The organism is Clostridium beijerinckii (assembly GCF_036699995.1).
In the GTDB taxonomy this organism is placed as follows: domain Bacteria; phylum Bacillota; class Clostridia; order Clostridiales; family Clostridiaceae; genus Clostridium; species Clostridium helianthi.
Genome location: NZ_CP144906.1, coordinates 2,096,455 through 2,117,558 on the forward strand (window position 1 = coordinate 2,096,455; position 21,104 = coordinate 2,117,558).

The window sequence follows — 21,104 nt, forward strand, 5'->3', positions numbered from 1 at the left end:
GTTTTTATTTGATTATATCTATATAATAAATTTAATTAATGACAGAATATTTGTGTGATTGTATTTTGTAGAAAAATTGGATATAATTATAGTAAAAATTGAGAAAATTTTTACATTTAGGAAAAAATTAAGGGTGGGGATAAGATTATGAGAGAGTTAATGTTTTCAAACGTACAAGAAGCGTCAAATTTTATAAATAATAATTCTAATATGGGATTTGTTATATTTTCAAATGTAGAAAATGTTACAGAATTATCAACATTAGTATCTTCAAATGTTATACTTTGTTCTACGTCTGGAGAGTATGGAAGAAATGGTTATGAAGATGGAGTTATTTCTGGATTTCAATATGATGTTTGTGATGGTGAAGTTGTAGAGATACTTTATCCACCAATAAAAAGTGTGAATAATTTAAAAGGGGCTTATGAAAAGATTAAAAATAATAAGAATGCTTTTTCACTTTTATTATGTGATGGTCTAACCGGAATGGAAGAAAGTATTATAGGTACCCTCTATTTTGTAGATGATAATTTTAAAGTCATAGGTGGAAGTGCTGGAGATAATCTTAAGTTTAAAGAAACATTCATATTTATAGGTACAAAGCGTGTTCATAGTGTAATGATTTTCTTTAATACAAAAAAAAGAACTACTATAATAAAAGAAAATATATACATACCAATGGGACAAAGACTATTAGTAACTGAAGCAGACCCTATAAGTAGGACGATAAAGACATTTAATAAAGTTCCAGCTAGCACTGAATATGCAAGAGTTTTAAATGTAAAAGAAAGTGATCTTCCTAATTATTTTATGAATAATCCTCTAGGAAAAATGTATGAAAATGAAATTTTTATATCTTCTCCTATGAAAGTAAATTCAGACAAATCAATTACATTTTATTGTCAGGTTATGTCAAATACCTTTGTTGAGGTTCTAAAACCGGTTGATCCAATAAGCCAAATAAGAAATACAGTTGAGAAGATTGGATTTAAACCTAGTTTTATGTTGTCAATAAACTGTATATTAAGAAGCTTGAAGTTTCAAGAAGATAATATTTGGAAAGCAATAGATAAAGAACTACTTTCATTCTGCCCTAATACTGCTGGATTTGTAAGCTATGGAGAGCAATTTTATAAAAAACATGTAAATCAAACTATGGTAATATTAGCAGTTGAATAAAGGGGGAATATTAATATGTTTAAATTTAAAAGTAAAGAAATAAGCACTATACAAAGTCAAAATGAAGTTAACCGTAATGAGAAAGAAGAATGCTTCCTATATGTGAATGAAGTTATGGAGTTAACATCTATAATAGAAAATAATATAAAAACAGTTATTAATGAAGAAGGAAATATGACGTATGGTCTTGATAAACTTCTTAAAGGAACTGAATATACGACTAAACAAACAGAAAATGTTAATGACTATTTACAAGTCTTATCTAACAATAGTGATAAGACAGAAAATCTTGTTCAGGATGTTTTTCTTAGTCTTGATAATTCTCAAAAAGAAATAGATAATGCAAGAAATGATTTTAATGAATTAATCAATCAGGTGGGCACAGTTTCTAAGGTTTTTGATGAATTTATCAGTTTAATTTCAGAGATACAGAATCAGTATAACAGTATTCAAGGGTTTGCTAATATTATAAATGGAATTGCCCAGCAAACAAATTTATTATCATTGAATGCAGCTATTGAGGCAGCTAGAGTTGGTGAAGCTGGAAAAGGGTTTACTGTTGTAGCTAATGAAATAAAAAAACTTTCTGTTGATACTCAGAAAAATGCTAAAGATATTATGAATTCTTTAGATGATTTGACAAAATCAATGGAGCAATTATCTAGTAAATCTAACGAAGGAACTGAAGTTATAAATAAAACAACTAACATTATAGAAGGGTCTTCTTCTATACTAGATAAAATAGTAGATGCTGAATCGGAAGTATATAAACATGTACAAGGGGTTCAGGACTCTCAAAAGAATAATTTACATGGAATAAAGGAGATATCAGTAAATTTAACTAATTTAGTTGAGAAATCAAGAACTGAAAATCAGCAATTACAAAACCTAGTATATAGCATACAGAAAAAAGGTGATTGTTATCTAGACATACTTAATTATATAAACCAAATTAAAATCCTTAAAAAGGGATAAATGCTGTATAAAATATTTTTACATAGTGAGTAAACTAACGAGTATAAAGCAATAAAAGATGAGTTTAGTAGAACTCATCTTTTATTATTTTAAATACATATAAATGATTTTATAAGGGTTAAAATATTCAAAGATTAGTGATATAATTGTTCTGTTAGAAAATTGTGGTACAATATCATTATCAGTGGTAAAGATTAGATAATGCTTAAGACTTTAATATTAAGGAGAAAACATAATGGAGAATGTTATTAATTATATGGAAATATGGGTTAAGGAGTATATGGAAATCTTGTTAGCCAAAACAGATGGATGTAAATGCGATAAATGTAAAAGGGACATCTTCACACTTTCTCTTAACAATTTAAAACCTTACTATGTGGCAACACCTTTAGGAAAGATAATGGCCAAAATAGAAAGTACTAAACAACAAGTTGAAACTGATATAATAGTACAAGTTACAACAGCGATAAATAAGGTTAGTAATAACCCTAATCATGATAGATAAACGTTTCAGGAAAATATTACTACTGATATTCAGAAGACCATAAAATATCGTTTAGAAGAACAACTTTATTTTATGGTTTTGGTGGTTCTACCAGTTTCCACTAGAGCCACCACCACCAGAAGAACCACCGCCGAAGCCACCAAAACCTCCGCCAGATGATCCACCTCTGGGACCATGGCCTCTAAAAATATTATTCCAGAAAATAATCTGAAGTAATGAAAAAGAAATCCTACCTCTATTAAAGATAATATCTAGCAATAGCAGGCCTAGCATTATACTTCCAAACACTTTAGTTCCTGTATTAGACTTAATAGTATTTGTATTTTTTTCCGAGATGTTTAGTGATTTATCTAGAGTAACATTATATTCTTTTGCTATATGATCGCAGAAAGTACTATAAGAATTAAGTAATCCTTCACCATATTTTCCTTCTATAAAACTAGGTTTGGCAACTGATTCCATAATTCTGCTGCTTAAAACGTCTGGAATAGCACCTTCAAGTCCACGGCCAACTTCAACTCTCCACGCCCTATCATTTAGTGCTAAAAGAATCAATAAGCCGTTATCTTTACCTTTTTCTCCGATGCCCCATGACCTAAAAAGAGTATTAGCATAATCTTCAATAGGTACATTATTAGTTGAATTTATAATAACTACAACAGCTTGCGCGCCAGTTTTGTCTTCTAATTCCTTTCCTATAGAGAGTAAACCATTCATCTCAGTCTCGCTAATTATATGTACATAATCATTTAAATATTTGTAAGATGTAGGAGAAGGAAATTTAATTTCAGCGCTTGCTGAAAGGAGGAAAATTGAAGAAACAACTAAAAGAAGAAAGCTTAATAATGAATTTAAAGATTTATGTATTAATTTTTCTATCATTTTGCAAAATCTACTGAAGGAACCTCTTTTGAACCTTCGCTAGCTTTATAGAGTGGTTTTTCTTGGAAACCAAATAATGAAGATACTATATTACTTGGAAAACTTCTTCTTTTAGTATTATAATTTGTTACAGCAGTATTATAATCTTGCCTCGCTATTGCAATTCTATTTTCTGTTCCTTCCAACTGGACTGATAGATCTCTGAAATTCTGATTAGACTTTAGTTCAGGATAATTTTCCACTATAGCCAATAATCTTGAAAGAGAACCAGAAAGTTGATTGTCAGCATCTGCTTGTTCCTGTATATTTGTTGCCCCAGATAACCTGCTTCTTGAATTGGCGATATCAGTAAATATGGATTTCTCTTGTGTAGCATAACCTTTAACTGTATTAACCAAATTAGGAATTAAATCTGATCTTCTTTGCAATTGAGTGTCAATATTTGAAGATGCAGAATTGGCAGTCTGTTCTAAAGAAACTAGATTATTATAACTACTTATAGGAATACCTACGACTATCAAGATTATTACCACAATTATTGCTATTTTTGTACTTTTTCGCATTAAAAAGCCTCCCTTCTAAATTAATTATATTATGTGCAGAAATATAAATTTTATATAGTAAACTAACCATATAACAAAATTTCAACTAATAATTCAAAATTACAGGTAGCTTTGGATTATTAGTTGAAATTTTGAATTAAATAAGGAGAATGCTTATGATTCTAAAATTTAAGTATCATAACGATAAACGAATTTATTTTAATTAACGAATCATTATGAAGTTTAAGGATATGGTGAAATAATTATGCTAATATGTTAAAATATAATAAATTTATAATTAGGAGATTAAAAATGGTCTATGTTTTAGAGAATGACGTATTACAAAGTGATAAAATTGAAAATATAATAACAAATAATAATAAATTATTTGTTGCTGTCATCAAATTTGATGAACTTAAATCAGTTTCGGATATCCTCAATATAAACGAAAAATTATTATATGATTGTATAAATGGAAGAACATCTAAATTTGAAAGTTATGAAGGTCTAGATTACATATCTTTAAAGATTCCTTTAATTAATAATGTATTAAAACAATCAAAAAAAGTAAGTATGTTTCTTCAGAAAAACGTACTCGTATTTATAAGTGATGGAAATGATATTATAGAAGAGGTAATTTCTAAGAGTAAAACGGGTGAGATTAAAGGCTTGAATCTTAGTAAGCTTTTATATACATTTTTTGATAAACTTACATTTGAGGACACTTATCATATTGAAGAACTTGAATATGAAATTGCAGCACTTGAAGAAGGCTTAATAACTTCAAAGAATGATAATTACTTAAAGAAGATTATTATGTTGAGAAAGAAATTATTAAAATTAAAGAGGTATTATGAAAGATTATTAAATATTGCAGAATCTATAGAAGAAAATGATAATGGATTAATTGATAAAAAAATAATAAGATACTTTAGAATGTTCACTAATCGTATTAATAGACTATATCAGAATGTGAATAATCTTAGAGATTATGTTACCCAAGTAAGGGAAGCATATCAAGCTCAAGTTGACATAAATCAAAATCAATTAATGAAGTTATTCACAGTGGTCACGACTATATTTTTGCCACTTACTCTTATAGTAGGATGGTATGGAATGAATTTTAATATGCCGGAATATGGCTGGAGTTATGGATATCCATTTGTGATTTCAATAAGTATCAGCGTAGTTGTGTTATGTGGCGTGTGGTTTAAGAAAAATAAGTGGTTATAAAAATAATACCTCATAATTTTATAAATAAGAAATTATGAGGTATTAGCATTAAAATGGAATTAGATTATTTTTTGAATTTTACAAAATAAAGAATGATGCTGCAACTATTAAATATACAGCAAGGAGTTGAACTCCTTCTAACCAATTTGATTCTCCATCGTTGGAAACTCTATTAGCTATTAATACAGCAACTATAAGGCCAATCAGTTCAAATTCATTGAAAACAATACTCATAGGAGTGAATAATAAACTTAAGAATATTAATACTGGTGCTACAAATAATATAATTTGCAAGCTTGAGCCAATAGCTATTTCCAAAGCAACATCCATTTTATTCTTCATTGCCATTACAACAGAAGTACTATGTTCAGCGGCATTTCCTATAATAGGAATTAAAATAATACCAACGAAAAATTCACTAAGTCCTAAGCTTGAAGTTATAGATTCTATTCCACTTACCAAGAATTCACTTTCTATAGCCACTAGAACTGTAGCAATGACTAATATAGAGATTGCTTTTTTTAATGTCCATTTAGCACTACCTTCCTCTTGATTAGAAACTGTATAAATATCTTTGTGAGTGAAGAATGAAAAAATAAGACTTAAAATGTAAATAGAAAGCATTACTATTGCAACTATTATACTTAATCCTTCATACCTAGTATTCAAAAGAGTTGGGTCCACAGTATGGGTGAATAAAGCAGGTACACACAGGCCAACAACAGCAAATAGTAACATACTTGAAGAAACTTCAACAACTTTTTTGTTAAAAGTCTGAGTTTTATGTTTTAACCCTCCAGCAAGCATACTGGCACCAAGTACTAATAATATATTTCCTATTACAGACCCAGCTATAGAAGATTTGACAACATCAAAAAGCCCTTCTTTAAGAGCAAAAAAAGATATTATCAGTTCTGTTGCATTTCCGAAAGTACCATTTAAAAAACCGCCAATCTTAGGGCCTGAGTAGAATGAAATTTCCTCAGTTGCTTCACCCATAAGTCCTGCTAGTGGTACTATAGATAATGCTGCAAGTATAAACATTATTGATGGAGATACATGCATAACAAATTCTGCTATAAAACTTATCGGAATAAAAATAAGCATGTATTTAAGTAATTTCATGAAATATTGCCTCCTTGAATAATTATTATAAATTTAATAATTTTAATTGAAGATTCAAATAATAATTGAGTAAAATTTAGAGTTTAATGAACACATCATAATATTATAAACTATAATTTTACATTATGCTATATTTTTCTAATTAGGAAAATAGTTAAAGATGGTTTTACCTTTGTTTTAGGAATAGGAAATTATTTTATTATTTGCATTTTATGTGGTATATTAATATAAGAAATTAGTGTATATAAATGCAAAGTAATGTTGTATAAAGAAATATATACTATTGCTGCAAATAAATTGCATAATTATTTAAATTAAGGAGGAACTGAAATGTCAGTAAAAATGTTGCATACTTGTATTAGAGTTAAAAATTTAGAGGAATCTTTAAAGTTTTATAGAGATGCATTAGGTCTTATAGAAACTAGAAGAAAAGATTTTCCAGAACATAAATTCACTCTTGTTTATTTATCAAATGAGATGGGTGGATATGAAATTGAACTTACCTATAATTATGGTGTTGAAAAATACGATTTAGGAAATGGATTTAGCCATACTGCAATAGGTGTTGAAAATTTAGAAGAAATGAGAGAAAAACATATAGAGTTAGGATACGAAGTTACACCTTTGAAAGGATTACCAGGAGAAAAACCAGGATATTATTTTGTGACTGATCCAGATGGATATAAAGTGGAAGTTATACGAAGATAATACTCTTATGCTTAAAAAATAAGTGAATTATATTGGATTAAGAGAGATTACGAAAATATAAAAGTAGTCTCTCTTTATATTTTCATAATGTGGAATTGGAGATGTAAAGATATACATTTATATGATATAATTTATTTAGAGATTTAGGATAGAGAAGGTTAGATTTTATGGATAAAAAGAAAAATATTTATATATTAATTGGAGCAGGAATAGTAGTGATTCCATTTATTATTAGTTTAACTGCTTTCTTTTTTTACAATAAGACGCATAAACCAGAAACTAAATTACTGGAGTACTTTAGTTTATTAAATTCAAAGGAATATGAAAAAATGTATGATTTGGCGGATGGTGAAATCATACAAAAGATGTCCAAAGATGATTTTATTACAAGAAACAAAAATATTTATGAAGGTATTGGTGCTAGCAATATTGAAATTCACATAAAAAATGTAAAAAAAGATGGTGATAAAGCTACTGTGGACTATGAAACCAGCATGGATACAATATGTGGAAAATTAGAATTTTTAAATAGTGCAACTATGAGTAGGAAGATTGGAAAAGATTATGCTTTAATGTGGAATTCTCAAACAATATTCCCGGACTTAGCTGATAGTGACAAAATAAGAGTTAAAATAATAGAATCTAAAAGAGGAGACATATTAGATAGAAATGGAGCTAAACTGGCAACAGATTCTTTTTCATCTAACGTTGGAATTGTTCCAGGAAACTTAGGTGAAAACAAAGATAAATCAATTGATGAAATTTCAAAAATATTAGGGATAACTGTTGACTATATAAACAGTCAACTAAATGCATCATATGTTAAGCCCGATATGTTCATTCCAGTGAAGACAATACCATATGGTGATGAGAGAATTCCGAGCCTTCTTAAAATTCCGGGAGTTAAAATTAATGATAAAGATGCAAGAGTTTATCCTTTAGGAGAGCAGGCGGCACATCTAACAGGATATGTACAAACTATAAATGCTGATGAATTGGACAAACACAAAGGCGAGGAGTATACTGAAAATTCTACAATTGGTAAATCAGGACTTGAAAAAACATACGAAGATACATTAAGAGGAATCGATGGGGCTGAAATATATATTCAAAGTATTCAGGGCGAAAAGAAGAAATCAATTATAACAAAAGATGTTAAAAACGGTATGGATTTAAAATTAACAATTGATGGCAATTTACAAAGTTTATTGTATAGTCAGCTTGGTAGTGATAAAGGAACTTCAGTTGCTATGAATCCTAATACAGGAGAGGTTTTAGCGTTGGTTAGCACACCAGCATTTAATCCAAATGATTTTGTTTTGGGTATGTCAGGTGATAAATGGAATAGTTTGAATAATGATCCTAAGAAACCTATGTATAATAGATTTCAAGCAACATTAGTGCCAGGTTCTTCCTTTAAGCCAATTACTGCGGTTATTGGTTTAGATACAAAAAAGATAGATCCTAATGCCAATAAAAATATAACTGGTCTTAGTTGGAAAAAGGATAGCAGTTGGGGAAATTACTCAGTTACAAGAGTAAGCGATTATAAAGGACCGTCAAATCTATTGAATGCACTTGTTTATTCTGATAATATCTACTTTGCTCAGGCTGCGTTGGATATTGGAAAGGATATACTTAAAGATAAGTTAAATAGCTTTGGATTTTTTGATAAAATCCCATTTGAATATCCATTATATAATTCACAATATTCAAGTGATAAGGAGTTTAAATCTGAGGTACAACTAGCGGACAGTGGATATGGTCAAGGTGAAGTTTTGGTAAACCCTGTGCATTTGGCAGCGCTTTATACTATGTTTCAAAATGAAGGAAATATATTAACACCTTATCTTGTGACAAAGGATAATTCAGATAAAAAAGTATGGAAAGCAAATGTTGTGTCAAAAGACTCAGCTAATATAGTACTTCAAGATTTAATACAAGTAGTAGAAAATTCAGGCGGAACAGGTCATGGAGCTTATACTAATGGATTAACTATAGCTGGAAAGACAGGAACGGCTGAGATAAAAGCATCTCAGGATGATAATAATGGTACAGAATTAGGATGGTTCGTTGGGATGACCACTAATAAATCTCCAAACAATCTATTGGTAGTAATGATGATTGAGGATGTTAAAGATAGAGGTAGTAGCCACTATGTAGTTCCTAAGGTAAAGAAAGCTCTGGAAACTGTAAATTAGTAAGTTTAATAATTGAAATTTATATATTAAATGGCTGTAGATTTATACAGCCATTTTTAGTCAAATATATCATAAATATTTATGTTAATTAGCGTGCAGATGAAATTATAGATAGATTATGAAGTTAAAATAAAATTAGGTTAAAACTCACGTTCAAAAATGCTCACTTTTTCATGATCGTGAAAGTCTTCTATTGAGTTTATACCAAGCTTATTCAACACCTCATCAAGTACTTTACTATGAACTGGAACCTTTATGGGGGAATCATAAGCAAATTTATCAGCTGACTCCTTACCTTGTTCTGTAGGAATTATTGCTTTAGGACCACCAACACATCCGCCAACGCATCCCATTCCTTCTAAGAAGTTTGCATCAACATTTCTATTTAGAGCGTTTTCAAGAAGTTCTTTACAATCTTTTACTCCAGAGGCTTTTGCAGCTTTAAAATACTTGTGCTTTTCAGGGAAAAGTTCTTCAACTGTTTCTGATACAGCAATTGAAACGCCACCACTACGGGCGTATAATCTTCCGCCTCTAGAAGCGTACTCAACGGATGGCACTCCATCCAAATTACCAGGCTTTATGTCTAAAGCTCTGAATACTTCGTCAAGTTCCTGAAATGTTAATACAAAATCTACTGCATCGTTTAAATCCTTATCTTTAGCTTCCGCTTTTTTTGCAATACATGGGCCTATAAAAACTACTTTTGCATCGGAATCAAGACTTTTTATCATTCGTGCAGCAGCAACCATAGGTGAAACCGATGGGGATAAATCAGGAACAAGTTCCTTGTAAACTTTTCTAAGCATTCCTATCCAAATAGGGCAGCAACATGAAGTAATCATCAAGTTCTTAGGCCCATTTACATGCTTATCAAACTCAACAGCTTCTTTTATTGTTAATACATCTGCTGCAAAGGCAACTTCGATCATATCAGTAAAACCTATTTTTATAAGGGCAGCCCTGATTTGATCCATAGTAACTTCATCACCAAATTGACCGCTAATAGCAGGAGCAACTGCGGCAAAGACTTTTTCATTGTTCTGTATTAAGTCTAAAACAGGAAGAAAATAAACTTTATCTAATATTAATCCATGCTTACATGAATCGACGCATACACCACAATTTAGGCATTTATCATTATCTATGTAGGTTGATTTTTCATTTTTATCATAAAGAATGGCATCAAAAGGACAAGCAACCTGACAGCTAAATTTACCATCTTCATTTCTAGGACATGATTCATCACAGCCTTTAAGTTTTTCAATTAATCTTGTATTAACTGTATATTCTGTAATTGCTTTTTTTAAATTATATACATAATTATTATCGAACTCCATATCAACGCCACACAACGATCTAATAATTTCAAAAGTTTCTTGTGGAGACTTTTTATGACATACCATAATACGTTTAAGAGTTTCGTCAAAATTACCATTGTAATATGATTTGACTAACTCATCGAATAAATCATTATATTTATTATTCATTAAGACACCTCCAAATTGCAAAAATATCTATTATATATTATTATATATTTATTTGCATATATTAATACTAAAATTCAGCATAAGTTAAATTAAAATAGAGAAAAATAAGAAAATGGAAGGAAAAACAAACAGAGATGTAGAATAAATATTTAAATTACAATTAATAAATTTTATGTTAATCTTGAATTTTACTAATTGTAAACGTATAATTAGAATTGAATTTTGTTCTTATTGGGGAGATGTAGAAATGTTTATTTATATATTAAATATTTTAAATGATGGGGCACGGAAAAATAAAATTAATGAGTTATCAAACAGTGAAATTATTAATGATACAGATTATATCTCGAGGTTAGCAAATATTAAAAGAGGTTCTGATATTAAAAGTTTTAATAGTAAAATAGAAGATATTGTAGCAATTTTGGATAAATATAAATTGAATAGAAATGACAGAATTGAACTTTTAAGTAAGTTTATAGTTTGTAATGACTATAATTGGATAATTGAAAATGCACATGATAATTTTTATATTAAAAAAAAAGAAAAAGTAATCATAGATTCAATATCAATGTTAGAAAATATGTTAATGAAAGCAATGTTTTAGATTCAGAAAGAGATTTGATTGAAATATTAATTTAAAATAAAAAGGAGCACTAAATATAGTGCTCCTTATATTCAATGAAATTAAGCTCTGTTTACTGAACCGAATAATTCCATTTTTTCTTTAACTGTAGCTTTGATAGCTTCGAATCCAGGATTTAATAACTTTCTTGGGTCAAATCCTTTTCCTTCTAAATCTTTTCCAGCTTCAATATATTTTCTAGTAGCTTCTTGGAATGATAATTGGCATTCAGTATTAACATTGATCTTAGCTACTCCAAGAGATATAGCTTTCTTTATCATATCTTCAGGGATTCCAGTACCACCATGTAATACTAATGGCATTGAAGTTCCTACAGCTTCTTCAATTTTAGCTAATGCATCAAAATCTAATCCAGCCCAGTTTGCAGGGTATTTTCCATGAATGTTTCCAATACCAGCAGCTAACATAGTAACTCCTAATTCAGCGATTTGTTTACATTCATTTGGATCAGCAACTTCACCTTTACCTACAACTCCGTCTTCTTCTCCACCAATTGAACCAACTTCTGCTTCTAAAGAAAGTCCTTTTTCATTAGTTATAGCAACTAATTCTTTAGTTTTTTCAATATTTTCAGCTATTGGATAGTGAGATCCATCGAACATGATTGATGAAAATCCAGCTTCGATACATTTTTTTGCACCTTCATAGCTACCGTGATCTAAATGTAAAGCAACTGGTACAGTGATGTTTAATTCTTCTATCATTGCTTTAACCATTGCAGATACAGTCTTATATCCTGTCATATATTTTCCAGCACCTTCAGATACACCTAAGATAACTGGTGAATTATTTTCTTGTGCAGTTAATAATATAGCTTTAGTCCATTCTAAGTTGTTGATGTTGAATTGACCAACTGCGTATTTTCCTTGTCTAGCTTTGTTTAACATTTCTTTAGCTGATGTTAACATTTTACGACCTCCGTATACTTGTATATTTATTATAATAACTATAATAGCTTAAGAAAACTGATTTATGTACTTTACACATCAGTTTTTCCTTTTTCAAACTTATTATACTCTAAAATTAGCTATATGAAAACAATAAATTGAAAAATCTGCTTCTTTTAATAAGTCATATGTATCTTTATACGAAATTTACATAATATATATTTAGATAATAAAGAACTTATTTTATGAAAGAGTGGTAATATGTAGGATTATGTATAAGAAAAAGATTTTTAAGGGAAAAATTGAAACATTCTAAAAATGATTAAGATGTTAAAATTTTATTACATGTGAGGAGGTCATTTTTTGTTTAACATAGGAGATAGAGTTGTATACCCAAGTCAAGGAATAGGAATAATTGATGTTATAGAAGAAAAAGAACTCAATGGTGAAAAAATAAAATGCTATATAATACACTTAATTAATAATACTATGAAGTTAACTTTGCCTATTAGTACAGCAAATACATCTAATATGAGGTTAATAAGTGATATTAAAACTTTGGAGAATAGCTTAAAACATGTAGATAGATTTGTGGCGGAGGCAGAGAAGTTTTCTAAAATTAATTATAAAGAAAGAAGAAGCGTGAGCAAAATAAAAATAAAATCAGGTACATTTGATGAATTTCTTGAATTAATCTTTGATCTAACACAATTAAAAAAATGGCATAGTTTAAATTCAAGTGAAAAACAAATGTTAAATTATATAAAGAAAATTGTTATAGAGGAGATAGCTCAAGCTAAAGGATTAACAAGCAATGAAGCTTCTGAGTTATTAGATCTTTCAATCAATTTAAATAAGTTAAGTTAAAAGGTTTGCTATTTTACTGAAGTATGTTATAATAGTTATTGTAAATAAAAGGTTTTTTATAGATATGTAAATTTCTCCTTTAGAGAATTATATGAATCAATATATTAATCTTTAGTTAAAGGAGGAACTTTATATGACAGATAAGACTTTAGTATGCAGAGATTGTGGAGAAGAATTTGTTTTCACTGTGGGAGAACAAGAATTCTACCAAGAAAAAGGATTTACTAATGAACCTACAAGATGTATATCTTGCAGAAGAATTAAAAAGGAACAAAATAATAGAAGATAATATTATTTTATTAAGAGTTGTAAGATTTTCTTACAACTCTTTTTTGATATATAAAGGTATAAAAGAGTAAATATTGAAATCTAATTATGTTAATTGAGTAAGTAGTATAAGGTAGGAAAATAAATTACCGCGAAGTGTGTGTGGTTAAGTCACATTTATTTTATAGGAGTCTATATGATTATTTTATATAGCATTGACTGAAATTTTTAATCATTGTGATAAAGTCACAGAAGATATCAACCATTTTAGCTAAACTTAAATTAAAGAAATGCATTGCATTTATAAAAGGAGAGAGCTATTATGGATAGAAAAATTATTATTATTGGTGGAGTTGCTGGAGGTGCCTCAACAGCAGCTAGACTTAGAAGGTTAGATGAAAATGCTGAAATTATTATGATAGAAAAAGGTGAATATATATCTTTTGCTAATTGTGGACTTCCATATTATATAGGAGAGACCATTGATGAAAGAGGGAAACTAATAGTTCAAACTGTAGAGGAAATGAGTAGTAAGTTTAATTTAGATATAAGAAATTTAAATGAAGCTATTAGCATAGATAAGGAAAACAAAAAAGTTAGAGTAAGAAATATTAGAACAAAGGAAGAGTATGATGAAACTTATGATATTTTAGTTTTATCTCCAGGAGCAGCACCAATCAGACCTAAAATACCTGGAATAGAGGAATGTAGTAGTTTATTCACTCTTAGAAATATACCAGATACAGATAGAATTAAAGCTTATGTGGATAATAATAAACCAAAACATGCAACAGTAATAGGTGGAGGATTTATAGGCTTAGAGATGGTAGAAAATCTTCATGCTAGGGGAATAGATGTTACACTTATAGAAGCAAGTGATCAGGTTATGGCTCCTCTTGATATAGAAATGGCAAGTATATTACATGAACATTTAATAGATAAAAATGTTGAACTAATATTAAAAAATGGAGTGTCTGAATTTAAAGACAATGGAAAAAAAATTATACTTGATAGCGGAAAAGAAATAAAAACGGATATGATAATATTATCAATTGGAGTTAGGCCAGAAACAGCAATTGCAAGGCAAGCTAATCTTAAATTAAATGAAAGAGGCGCTATTATAGTTGATAAATTTATGAAAACTTCAGATTCAAGCATCTATGCATTGGGAGATGCAGTAGAAGTCATAGACTTTGTAAATAAAAAACCAACAATGATTCCTTTAGCTTGGCCTGCAAACAGACAAGGTAGGATAGTAGCCGATAATATATGTGGAAAAAACGTTGAATATAAAGGTACTCTTGGATCATCTGTTGCAAAGATATTTGATTATACGGTAGCTACAACAGGCAATAATGAAAAGATATTAAAAAGGTTAGGTATAGAATATGAAACAATACATATACACCCAGGTTCTCATGCTGGATATTACCCAGGATCTTTTCCTATATCCTTAAAGATGTTGTTCGATCCAAAGTCAGGGAAAATATTTGGAGCACAAGGTGTGGGAATTGATGGCGTTGAGAAACGTATAGATGTTTTAGCAACAGCTATTAAAGGGAATCTTACAGTTTTTGATTTGCAAGATATTGAGCCGTGTTATGCACCTCCATACAATTCTGCAAAAGATCCAGTTAATATGCTTGGATATTATGCATCAAATATTGTGGAAGGAATAACGAAAACAATTCAATGGGATGAAATTGATAGCTTAGATAAAGAAAAATCAGCAATTATAGATATAAGAGAAGAATTTGAATTAGTTACAGGTACTTTAAAAAATTCTATTCATATTCCTCTAGAAAAATTAAGAGATAGATTAAATGAAATCCCAAGAAACAAGGATATATATGTTACATGCCAAGTCGGTCTAAGAGGATATATTGCTTGCAGAATACTTGAACAAAATGGAATAAAATGTACAAATATAGATGGAGGAATGAAAACATATCTATATGTAAAGAGAGCTAAAGAAATGATTAGAAATCAGTTTGAAAAGAGTGAGAGAATTAATAATGAGGTAGCCGCAATGAGGGAAGAAAATATAGATTTAGGCAAAGTAAATGCTGATATTAAGCTGAATGCATGTGGCCTTCAATGTCCAGGACCAATAAAAAGAGTGTTTGAAGAAGTTAAGAAAATGGAAAGTGGAAGTGTTTTAGAAGTTAAAGCAAGTGACCCTGGATTTAGTAAGGATATAAAATCATGGTGCGACTCAACAGGAAATACATTACTAAAATCAGAATTTGATAATAAAGGAAAAGCATTTGTAGCGTATATTCAAAAGGGAAGAGAATTAAAATCAGTAGAAAAAACACTATCTCCGAAAACTGCTGAAAAAAATGGAGCTACATTAGTAGTATTTAGTGGGGATCTAGATAAAGCAATAGCTTCGTTTATTATAGCTACAGGAGCGGCATCTATGGGAAAAGAAGTTACTATGTTCTTTACTTTTTGGGGATTAAATATATTAAAAAGCCAAGATAAGCCTAGTGTAACTAAAGATATTATGGAAAAAATGTTTGATACTATGCTCCCAGCACATGCTGGTAAATTACCATTATCACAAATGAACATGATGGGTATGGGGCCTGTTATGATAAAGAAGATAATGAAAAAGCATAATGTTGATAGCTTAGAAACATTAATAAAAAATGCTATAGATATGGGGGTTAAAGTGGTAGCGTGTTCTATGAGCATGGAGTTAATGGGTATTAAAAAAGAAGAATTTATTGATGGGGTTGAAATTGGTGGAGTTGCTTCATATTTAGGATCAACAGAAGGTTCTGGACTAAATTTATTTATTTAATTAATAATTGTTTGTAATATAAATAATTTATAGACTTGGTGATTAATAATTTCATCAAGTCTATTTTTTATTGTTTGTTTTTACAATGATTGGTGATAATATAAAATTATAGAAGACAAGTATTGGAATTAAAATATATAATTAAAATGGGATATATTTTAATTTGAAAATATTATAATCCAGGTAAAACAATTTAATAAACGTTTATATAAAGATATTAATATGAAAGCGAGGAATTCTATGAGAGATTTAGAAAAGGGCTCAAATTTAAAGACAAAAAAGAAAAATACGAGTATGATACTAGCTGCGTTCATGATTTTCATTTTGCCAATAATATTGGTATTTATAGGGGCTTTTATAGGTGGAATAATAGGTGAAAATATGCTAGTGGCTTCTAATAGAACTTTTCAAATCGTAGGTGGAGTAATTGGCTTTTTGTTATCAGCTATAATAGTCAAAGCGTTTGATAAACATTCAAAAGCAGATGAAAAGGCTGAGAAGATTTATTGGGATGATTTATAAATAACTGATAGAGATAATGAGGAATTGCTAAATAAAAAATATTTGTTGACAATTGTTTAATATATAGTAACTAAGCATATATTTCCTACATAATTTATAAGTACAAGAACTTTTATAGGAGAAATATATGATTAACTTAGTATTAACACCGCTTCACTATATTTATCTTATTTTTATAATTATAATTATATTGGCTATGGTGAAGAAGAAAGATATCTCTCTTTTATGTATACTAGGCATTTTTATTCTGGGATTGGCTGGAACAGAATCAATTTATAAATCTGTAATGGGAGTATTTAATAGTTTTGTTTATGCAGCAAAGGAATTGATGCCAACAATTTTTATAATATCAATAATAACAGCAATGAGTAATACATTAATGGACTCTGGAATAAATGATGAGATGGTGTCTCCTTTTAGAAAAGTGATTAAAAATTATTGGATTGCTTATTGGGTAATTGGAATTTTTATGATGGTTTTATCGTGGTTTTTCTGGCCATCTCCAGCAGTTGCACTTATAGGGGCATTGTTTCTACCTATTGCTAAGAAAGCTGGACTTCCAGCTATGGGAGTAGCTATTTCAATGAATTTATTTGGACATGGTATAGCTTTATCAAGCGATTATATAATTCAGGCAGCACCAAAACTTACTGCTGATGCAGCAAGTATACCGGTTTCTGAGGTTATATCTGCAAGTATTCCACTTGAACTAACAATGGGAATAGTTACAACTGTTGCTGCATTTTATTTCCTTAGAAGGGAGATTAAATCAGGAGAGCTGCCTAGTCAATACGAGGAAATAGAAGATTCAACATCAATTTCAAGATCTTCAATGCTTATTTCTTCAAAAAAAGTAAGAAGGTTTTTAGCATTATTAATTCTAGTATTGTTTGCATTAGATATTTTTATAATGTATATTGCTAAATTACAAGGTGGTGATGCAACAGCGCTTATTGGAGGTACTGCCATATTTATCCTGAGTTTAATTTCGATACTAGCTTATAAAGAAAAATCCCTAGATAAAATTACTGATAATCTTGTTAAAGGGCTTCAGTTTGGTTTTAAAATATTTGGAGTCGTTATACCAATAGCTGCATTTTTTTATTTAGGTGACTCGGCGTTTACAGATATATTTGGAAAGATACTTCCAGAAGGCTCAAACGGCATAGTTAATGACTTAGGTGTTGCGCTTGCAAATAACGTTCCAATAAACTCAACTATTTCTGCTGGTACACTTACAGTGGTTGGTGCAATTACAGGATTAGATGGGTCAGGCTTTTCAGGAATATCTTTGGTAGGATCCATTTCCAAAATATTCTCAACTGCTTTGGGAGGTGGCGTTGCAACGTTGACAGCCTTAGGACAAATTGCAGGAATATGGGTAGGTGGAGGAACCGTGATCCCATGGGCAATAATACCAGTAGCAGCTATTTGCGGTGTGGATGCATTTGAATTAGCCAAAAAAAATCTCAAACCCGTTGTTATAGGATTAATCATTACAACAATAGTAGCAATAATTATTATTTAACAAGTAAAATAAGGCTAAATTAAATAACTACATCATTATTAAAATAGAAGATTCCGATTAAAAGACTCCACTAATTTGTGATTTAGGGAGTCTTATTTTTTTCATATATATTGAAAAATAATTCTTCATTAAATTTCTAAAAACATTGCAAGAATTCTAGCCGTAATTGTGAATTATGAAATGTGCATTGTAAATTTAAACATAATATATAATAAAAGATGCAATGTGAAATATAAATGAACCCATACAATTGCTAGAGAACTCCTATAGTGTTATAATAATCACAACATTTTCCTATGAAGATAGAATAATACAATAAGGGGGACTATTATATGGAAAATAAGAATTCAAGAATTGTAAAAGTAATTCAGACGGGTGTCCTTGCAGCATTATGCTTTGTATCATTTACTTTTCTTTCAATAAAAATACCTGTAGGTGAAGATGCGGTTTCACTGCACATTGGGAATGCGTTTTGTGTATTAGCAGCATTACTTCTAGGAGGCTGGTATGGTGGATTATCAGGGGCTATAGGTATGACAATATCAGATCTATTAGATCCAACATATGCAATCGGAGCACCTAAAACTTTCATTTTAAAGTTATGCATTGGTTTGATAACTGGTTTAATTGCTCATAAATATGCAAAAATAGATGAAAGTAGCGATAAAAAGTATATAGCTAAATGGACCATTATTGCTGCAATTGGAGGATTAGCTTTTAATGTTGTTTTTGATCCTATAGCTGGATATTTTTATAAACAATATATTCTTGGGCAGCCACAGCAAATGGCAGCAGCCTTGGCAAAAATAAGTGTATTTGCAACCTTTGTTAATGCCATAGTATCAGTAATATTAGTAAGTATTATTTATAATGCTATAAGACCCGTTTTATCAAAGTCTGGATTATTATTGCCAGTTGGAGAAAGAAAATCTATAGTAAAATAATAACTTTATTTTTTTATGTAATAAACCATCAAAATCAAAATTTCTGATTTTGGTGGTTTTTACTAATTTAAAATACAATAAATTTTAATTTTTATAAGACCATATTATCATATAGATGAGAGTTTTATTCTTTGTGATTAGGTTAATGTTCGTGTTTGTAAGAAAAAAAAGAAGAAAAAAATAATTTGTTATTGATTTTTATTAATATATGAGCTAAAATTACCTAGTAATAAGAACTATTTTTGAAAAAAAGTTAATAATATTCACTTATATAAATCTGATAATAAGGGTCGGATGTTTCTACCAAGCTACCGTAAATTGCTATAGGACTATAAGTGTCTACTTAAAAATTATATTTAATGTCAAGGAGAGATAAGAATGAATTATGATGTAATAATAGTAGGTGCTGGTCCAGCAGGAATATTTACTGCATATGAACTAAAGAAACAAAAACCTCAATCTAAAATCCTTTTAGTTGAATCAGGGAAGAGCATTGACAAGAGACATTGTCCAAAAGATAAAACTAAAAAGTGTGTGTCATGCAAACCTTATTGTCATATTACTACTGGATTTTCTGGCGCAGGAGCGTTTTCAGATGGAAAGCTATCTTTAAGCTATGAAGTGGGTGGAGATCTACCTGAACTTGCAGGTGCTGATTTAATACAAGAATACATAGACTATACAGATTCAATTTATTTGGACTTTGGAGCAGATACTAAAGTTGAAGGTGTAGGAAATAATGAAGCAGTTAAAGAAATAAGAAGAAAAGCAATACAAGGTGGATTAAAATTAGTAGATTGTCCAATAAGACATTTAGGAACTGAAAAAGCTCAAGAGATATATTTGAAGATTCAAAAACATCTATTAAATGATGGCGTTGAAATTAAATTTGATACAACAGTTAAAAATCTTTTGATAAGAAACAATGAAGTATCTGGGGTATTAATAACAGATTCATTAACTAGAACTAATGATGAAGAAATGTTTTCAGATAAAGTAGTTGTAGCAACAGGTAGAAAAGGGGCTGATTGGTTAAAAGACATGTGTATTGAGCACAAGATAAATCATAGTGCAGGACCAGTTGATATAGGTGTTAGAGTTGAGCTCAGAAATGAAGTAATGGAAAGTGTAAATAATGTACTTTATGAATCGAAACTTATAGGGCATCCAGCACCATTTAAAGATAAGGTTAGGACTTTCTGTCAAAATCCAGGTGGTTTTGTAAGTCAAGAGAATTATGATAATAATTTAGCAATAGTTAATGGCCACTCTTATAAAGATAAGAAATCTGATAATACAAACTTAGCAATTTTAAGTTCACATAATTTTTCGGCTCCTTTCAATGAACCAATTGAATATGGGCAGAAGGTTGCGGAACTTGTTAATATGTTGGGAAATGGAAAAATATTAGTTCAAAGATATGGAGATATATTGGATGGTAAAAGAACTTGGGAAAAGGAATTGTACGAATCAAACGTTAGACATACATTACCAGACGCAGAAGCTGGAGATTTAACATCAGCTATGCCATATAGAACTATGACAAATATTTTAAACTTTATACAAGCCATGGATACAGTAGTTCCAGGATTTGCAAGCAGAGAAACATTATTATATGGTCCAGAAATAAAATTCTACAGTAATAGAATTGATTTAGATAAAAATTTCGAAACTAATATAAAAGGCTTACATTGTTTAGGTGACTCAAGTGGATGGACTAGAGGACTTATGATGGCATCAGCCATGGGTGTGATAATGGGTAGAAAACTTTAAAAATATTGAAAATACTAAGTTGTA

The 21,104-nt window shown here is 29.7% G+C and carries 19 protein-coding genes and 1 riboswitch; of the genes, 14 read left to right on the plus strand and 5 right to left on the minus strand.

From position 1 onward, the window contains the following. Window positions 1-147 precede the first annotated feature (147 nt). The 3 genes from PZA12_RS09795 (at window position 148) to PZA12_RS09805 (ending at window position 2,659) form a co-directional block, all read left to right on the plus strand. Window positions 148-1,179 (plus strand): FIST signal transduction protein, encoded by a 1,032-nt coding sequence (locus PZA12_RS09795; RefSeq protein WP_103698319.1) that lies wholly within the window; start codon window positions 148-150, stop codon window positions 1,177-1,179. A gap of 15 nt (window positions 1,180-1,194) precedes the next feature. Further along, window positions 1,195-2,154 (plus strand): methyl-accepting chemotaxis protein, encoded by a 960-nt coding sequence (locus tag PZA12_RS09800; RefSeq protein ID WP_077843700.1) that lies wholly within the window; start codon window positions 1,195-1,197, stop codon window positions 2,152-2,154. Between the two features lie 235 nt (window positions 2,155-2,389). Then, the gene (locus tag PZA12_RS09805; protein WP_012058126.1) at window positions 2,390-2,659 is read left to right on the plus strand and encodes a late competence development ComFB family protein; all 270 of its coding nucleotides are present in this window, start codon (window positions 2,390-2,392) and stop codon (window positions 2,657-2,659) included. An 87-nt stretch (window positions 2,660-2,746) separates the two neighbouring features. Here PZA12_RS09805 and PZA12_RS09810 read toward each other — a convergent pair whose 3' ends face one another. After that, on the minus strand, window positions 2,747-3,541 hold the full coding sequence (locus tag PZA12_RS09810; protein ID WP_078117019.1) for a TPM domain-containing protein: 795 nt from the start codon (window positions 3,539-3,541) through the stop codon (window positions 2,747-2,749). Then, the gene (locus PZA12_RS09815) at window positions 3,538-4,104 is read right to left on the minus strand and encodes a LemA family protein (protein ID WP_103698320.1); all 567 of its coding nucleotides are present in this window, start codon (window positions 4,102-4,104) and stop codon (window positions 3,538-3,540) included. The genes PZA12_RS09810 and PZA12_RS09815 overlap by 4 nt, the downstream gene beginning before the upstream one ends. Before the next feature lie 291 nt (window positions 4,105-4,395). Between PZA12_RS09815 and PZA12_RS09820 the strand changes: the two genes are divergently transcribed. Beyond that, on the plus strand, window positions 4,396-5,316 hold the full coding sequence (locus tag PZA12_RS09820) for a CorA family divalent cation transporter (RefSeq protein ID WP_103698321.1): 921 nt from the start codon (window positions 4,396-4,398) through the stop codon (window positions 5,314-5,316). Between the two features lie 78 nt (window positions 5,317-5,394). On the opposite strand, the gene cax is transcribed toward PZA12_RS09820, so the two are convergent. Then, window positions 5,395-6,441, minus strand: coding sequence for a calcium/proton exchanger (gene cax, locus PZA12_RS09825; protein ID WP_017209612.1), 1,047 nt, complete (start codon window positions 6,439-6,441; stop codon window positions 5,395-5,397). A gap of 330 nt (window positions 6,442-6,771) precedes the next feature. Here cax and PZA12_RS09830 point away from each other — a divergent pair, with 330 nt between their 5' ends. Both PZA12_RS09830 and PZA12_RS09835 read left to right on the plus strand, forming a co-directional pair. After that, entirely contained in the window at window positions 6,772-7,149 is a 378-nt protein-coding gene (locus PZA12_RS09830; RefSeq protein ID WP_012058131.1) for a VOC family protein, read from the plus strand. A 167-nt stretch (window positions 7,150-7,316) separates the two neighbouring features. Continuing rightward, complete coding sequence (locus PZA12_RS09835) at window positions 7,317-9,350, plus strand: penicillin-binding transpeptidase domain-containing protein (RefSeq protein ID WP_103698322.1); 2,034 nt, start codon at window positions 7,317-7,319, stop codon at window positions 9,348-9,350. 140 nt (window positions 9,351-9,490) lie between these two features. On the opposite strand, the gene PZA12_RS09840 is transcribed toward PZA12_RS09835, so the two are convergent. After that, window positions 9,491-10,840 carry a [Fe-Fe] hydrogenase large subunit C-terminal domain-containing protein gene (locus tag PZA12_RS09840; protein WP_103698323.1) on the minus strand — a complete coding sequence of 450 codons (1,350 nt, stop codon included), beginning with the start codon at window positions 10,838-10,840 and terminating at the stop codon, window positions 9,491-9,493. Between the two features lie 247 nt (window positions 10,841-11,087). Between PZA12_RS09840 and PZA12_RS09845 the strand changes: the two genes are divergently transcribed. After that, window positions 11,088-11,444, plus strand: a complete 357-nt coding sequence (locus tag PZA12_RS09845) for a hypothetical protein (protein WP_103698324.1) — start codon at window positions 11,088-11,090, stop codon at window positions 11,442-11,444. A gap of 80 nt (window positions 11,445-11,524) precedes the next feature. Here the strand turns inward: PZA12_RS09845 and fba are convergent, their stop codons facing one another. Further along, window positions 11,525-12,391 carry a class II fructose-1,6-bisphosphate aldolase gene (gene fba, locus PZA12_RS09850; RefSeq protein WP_103698325.1) on the minus strand — a complete coding sequence of 289 codons (867 nt, stop codon included), beginning with the start codon at window positions 12,389-12,391 and terminating at the stop codon, window positions 11,525-11,527. 342 nt (window positions 12,392-12,733) lie between these two features. Here fba and PZA12_RS09855 point away from each other — a divergent pair, with 342 nt between their 5' ends. From PZA12_RS09855 to PZA12_RS09885, 7 genes are all read left to right on the plus strand, one after another. After that, entirely contained in the window at window positions 12,734-13,237 is a 504-nt protein-coding gene (locus tag PZA12_RS09855; protein ID WP_103698326.1) for a CarD family transcriptional regulator, read from the plus strand. 133 nt (window positions 13,238-13,370) lie between these two features. Next, complete coding sequence (locus tag PZA12_RS09860) at window positions 13,371-13,526, plus strand: zinc-ribbon domain-containing protein (protein ID WP_012058137.1); 156 nt, start codon at window positions 13,371-13,373, stop codon at window positions 13,524-13,526. Window positions 13,527-13,826: 300 nt separating this feature from the next. Further along, a complete protein-coding gene (locus PZA12_RS09865; RefSeq protein ID WP_103698327.1) occupies window positions 13,827-16,313 on the plus strand; it encodes a CoA-disulfide reductase in 2,487 nt (828 codons plus the stop codon). 222 nt (window positions 16,314-16,535) lie between these two features. Next, on the plus strand, window positions 16,536-16,835 hold the full coding sequence (locus PZA12_RS09870) for a SoxR reducing system RseC family protein (protein ID WP_103698328.1): 300 nt from the start codon (window positions 16,536-16,538) through the stop codon (window positions 16,833-16,835). Window positions 16,836-16,962: 127 nt separating this feature from the next. Further along, on the plus strand, window positions 16,963-18,363 hold the full coding sequence (locus PZA12_RS09875) for a hypothetical protein (RefSeq protein WP_181005998.1): 1,401 nt from the start codon (window positions 16,963-16,965) through the stop codon (window positions 18,361-18,363). 332 nt (window positions 18,364-18,695) lie between these two features. Continuing rightward, complete coding sequence (locus tag PZA12_RS09880) at window positions 18,696-19,307, plus strand: ECF transporter S component (RefSeq protein ID WP_103698329.1); 612 nt, start codon at window positions 18,696-18,698, stop codon at window positions 19,305-19,307. A gap of 247 nt (window positions 19,308-19,554) precedes the next feature. Further along, window positions 19,555-19,659, plus strand: a riboswitch (purine riboswitch). A gap of 26 nt (window positions 19,660-19,685) precedes the next feature. Beyond that, window positions 19,686-21,080: an NAD(P)/FAD-dependent oxidoreductase gene (locus PZA12_RS09885; RefSeq protein ID WP_103698330.1), complete on the plus strand. Its 1,395-nt coding sequence runs from the start codon at window positions 19,686-19,688 to the stop codon at window positions 21,078-21,080. The last annotated feature ends 24 nt before the right edge of the window (window positions 21,081-21,104 follow it).

Coding starts and splice junctions, on each gene's coding strand:
- PZA12_RS09835 (WP_103698322.1), top strand. CDS start 7,317: ATGGATAAAAAGAAAAATATTTATATATTAATTGGAGCAGGAATAGTA.
- PZA12_RS09840 (WP_103698323.1), bottom strand. CDS start 10,840: ATGAATAATAAATATAATGATTTATTCGATGAGTTAGTCAAATCATAT.
- PZA12_RS09805 (WP_012058126.1), top strand. CDS start 2,390: ATGGAGAATGTTATTAATTATATGGAAATATGGGTTAAGGAGTATATG.
- PZA12_RS09845 (WP_103698324.1), top strand. CDS start 11,088: ATGTTTATTTATATATTAAATATTTTAAATGATGGGGCACGGAAAAAT.
- PZA12_RS09865 (WP_103698327.1), top strand. CDS start 13,827: ATGGATAGAAAAATTATTATTATTGGTGGAGTTGCTGGAGGTGCCTCA.
- PZA12_RS09880 (WP_103698329.1), top strand. CDS start 18,696: ATGGAAAATAAGAATTCAAGAATTGTAAAAGTAATTCAGACGGGTGTC.
- PZA12_RS09815 (WP_103698320.1), bottom strand. CDS start 4,104: ATGCGAAAAAGTACAAAAATAGCAATAATTGTGGTAATAATCTTGATA.
- PZA12_RS09830 (WP_012058131.1), top strand. CDS start 6,772: ATGTCAGTAAAAATGTTGCATACTTGTATTAGAGTTAAAAATTTAGAG.
- cax (WP_017209612.1), bottom strand. CDS start 6,441: ATGAAATTACTTAAATACATGCTTATTTTTATTCCGATAAGTTTTATA.
- PZA12_RS09820 (WP_103698321.1), top strand. CDS start 4,396: ATGGTCTATGTTTTAGAGAATGACGTATTACAAAGTGATAAAATTGAA.
- PZA12_RS09810 (WP_078117019.1), bottom strand. CDS start 3,541: ATGATAGAAAAATTAATACATAAATCTTTAAATTCATTATTAAGCTTT.
- PZA12_RS09870 (WP_103698328.1), top strand. CDS start 16,536: ATGAAAGCGAGGAATTCTATGAGAGATTTAGAAAAGGGCTCAAATTTA.
- PZA12_RS09795 (WP_103698319.1), top strand. CDS start 148: ATGAGAGAGTTAATGTTTTCAAACGTACAAGAAGCGTCAAATTTTATA.
- PZA12_RS09875 (WP_181005998.1), top strand. CDS start 16,963: ATGATTAACTTAGTATTAACACCGCTTCACTATATTTATCTTATTTTT.
- PZA12_RS09885 (WP_103698330.1), top strand. CDS start 19,686: ATGAATTATGATGTAATAATAGTAGGTGCTGGTCCAGCAGGAATATTT.
- PZA12_RS09800 (WP_077843700.1), top strand. CDS start 1,195: ATGTTTAAATTTAAAAGTAAAGAAATAAGCACTATACAAAGTCAAAAT.
- PZA12_RS09860 (WP_012058137.1), top strand. CDS start 13,371: ATGACAGATAAGACTTTAGTATGCAGAGATTGTGGAGAAGAATTTGTT.
- fba (WP_103698325.1), bottom strand. CDS start 12,391: ATGTTAACATCAGCTAAAGAAATGTTAAACAAAGCTAGACAAGGAAAA.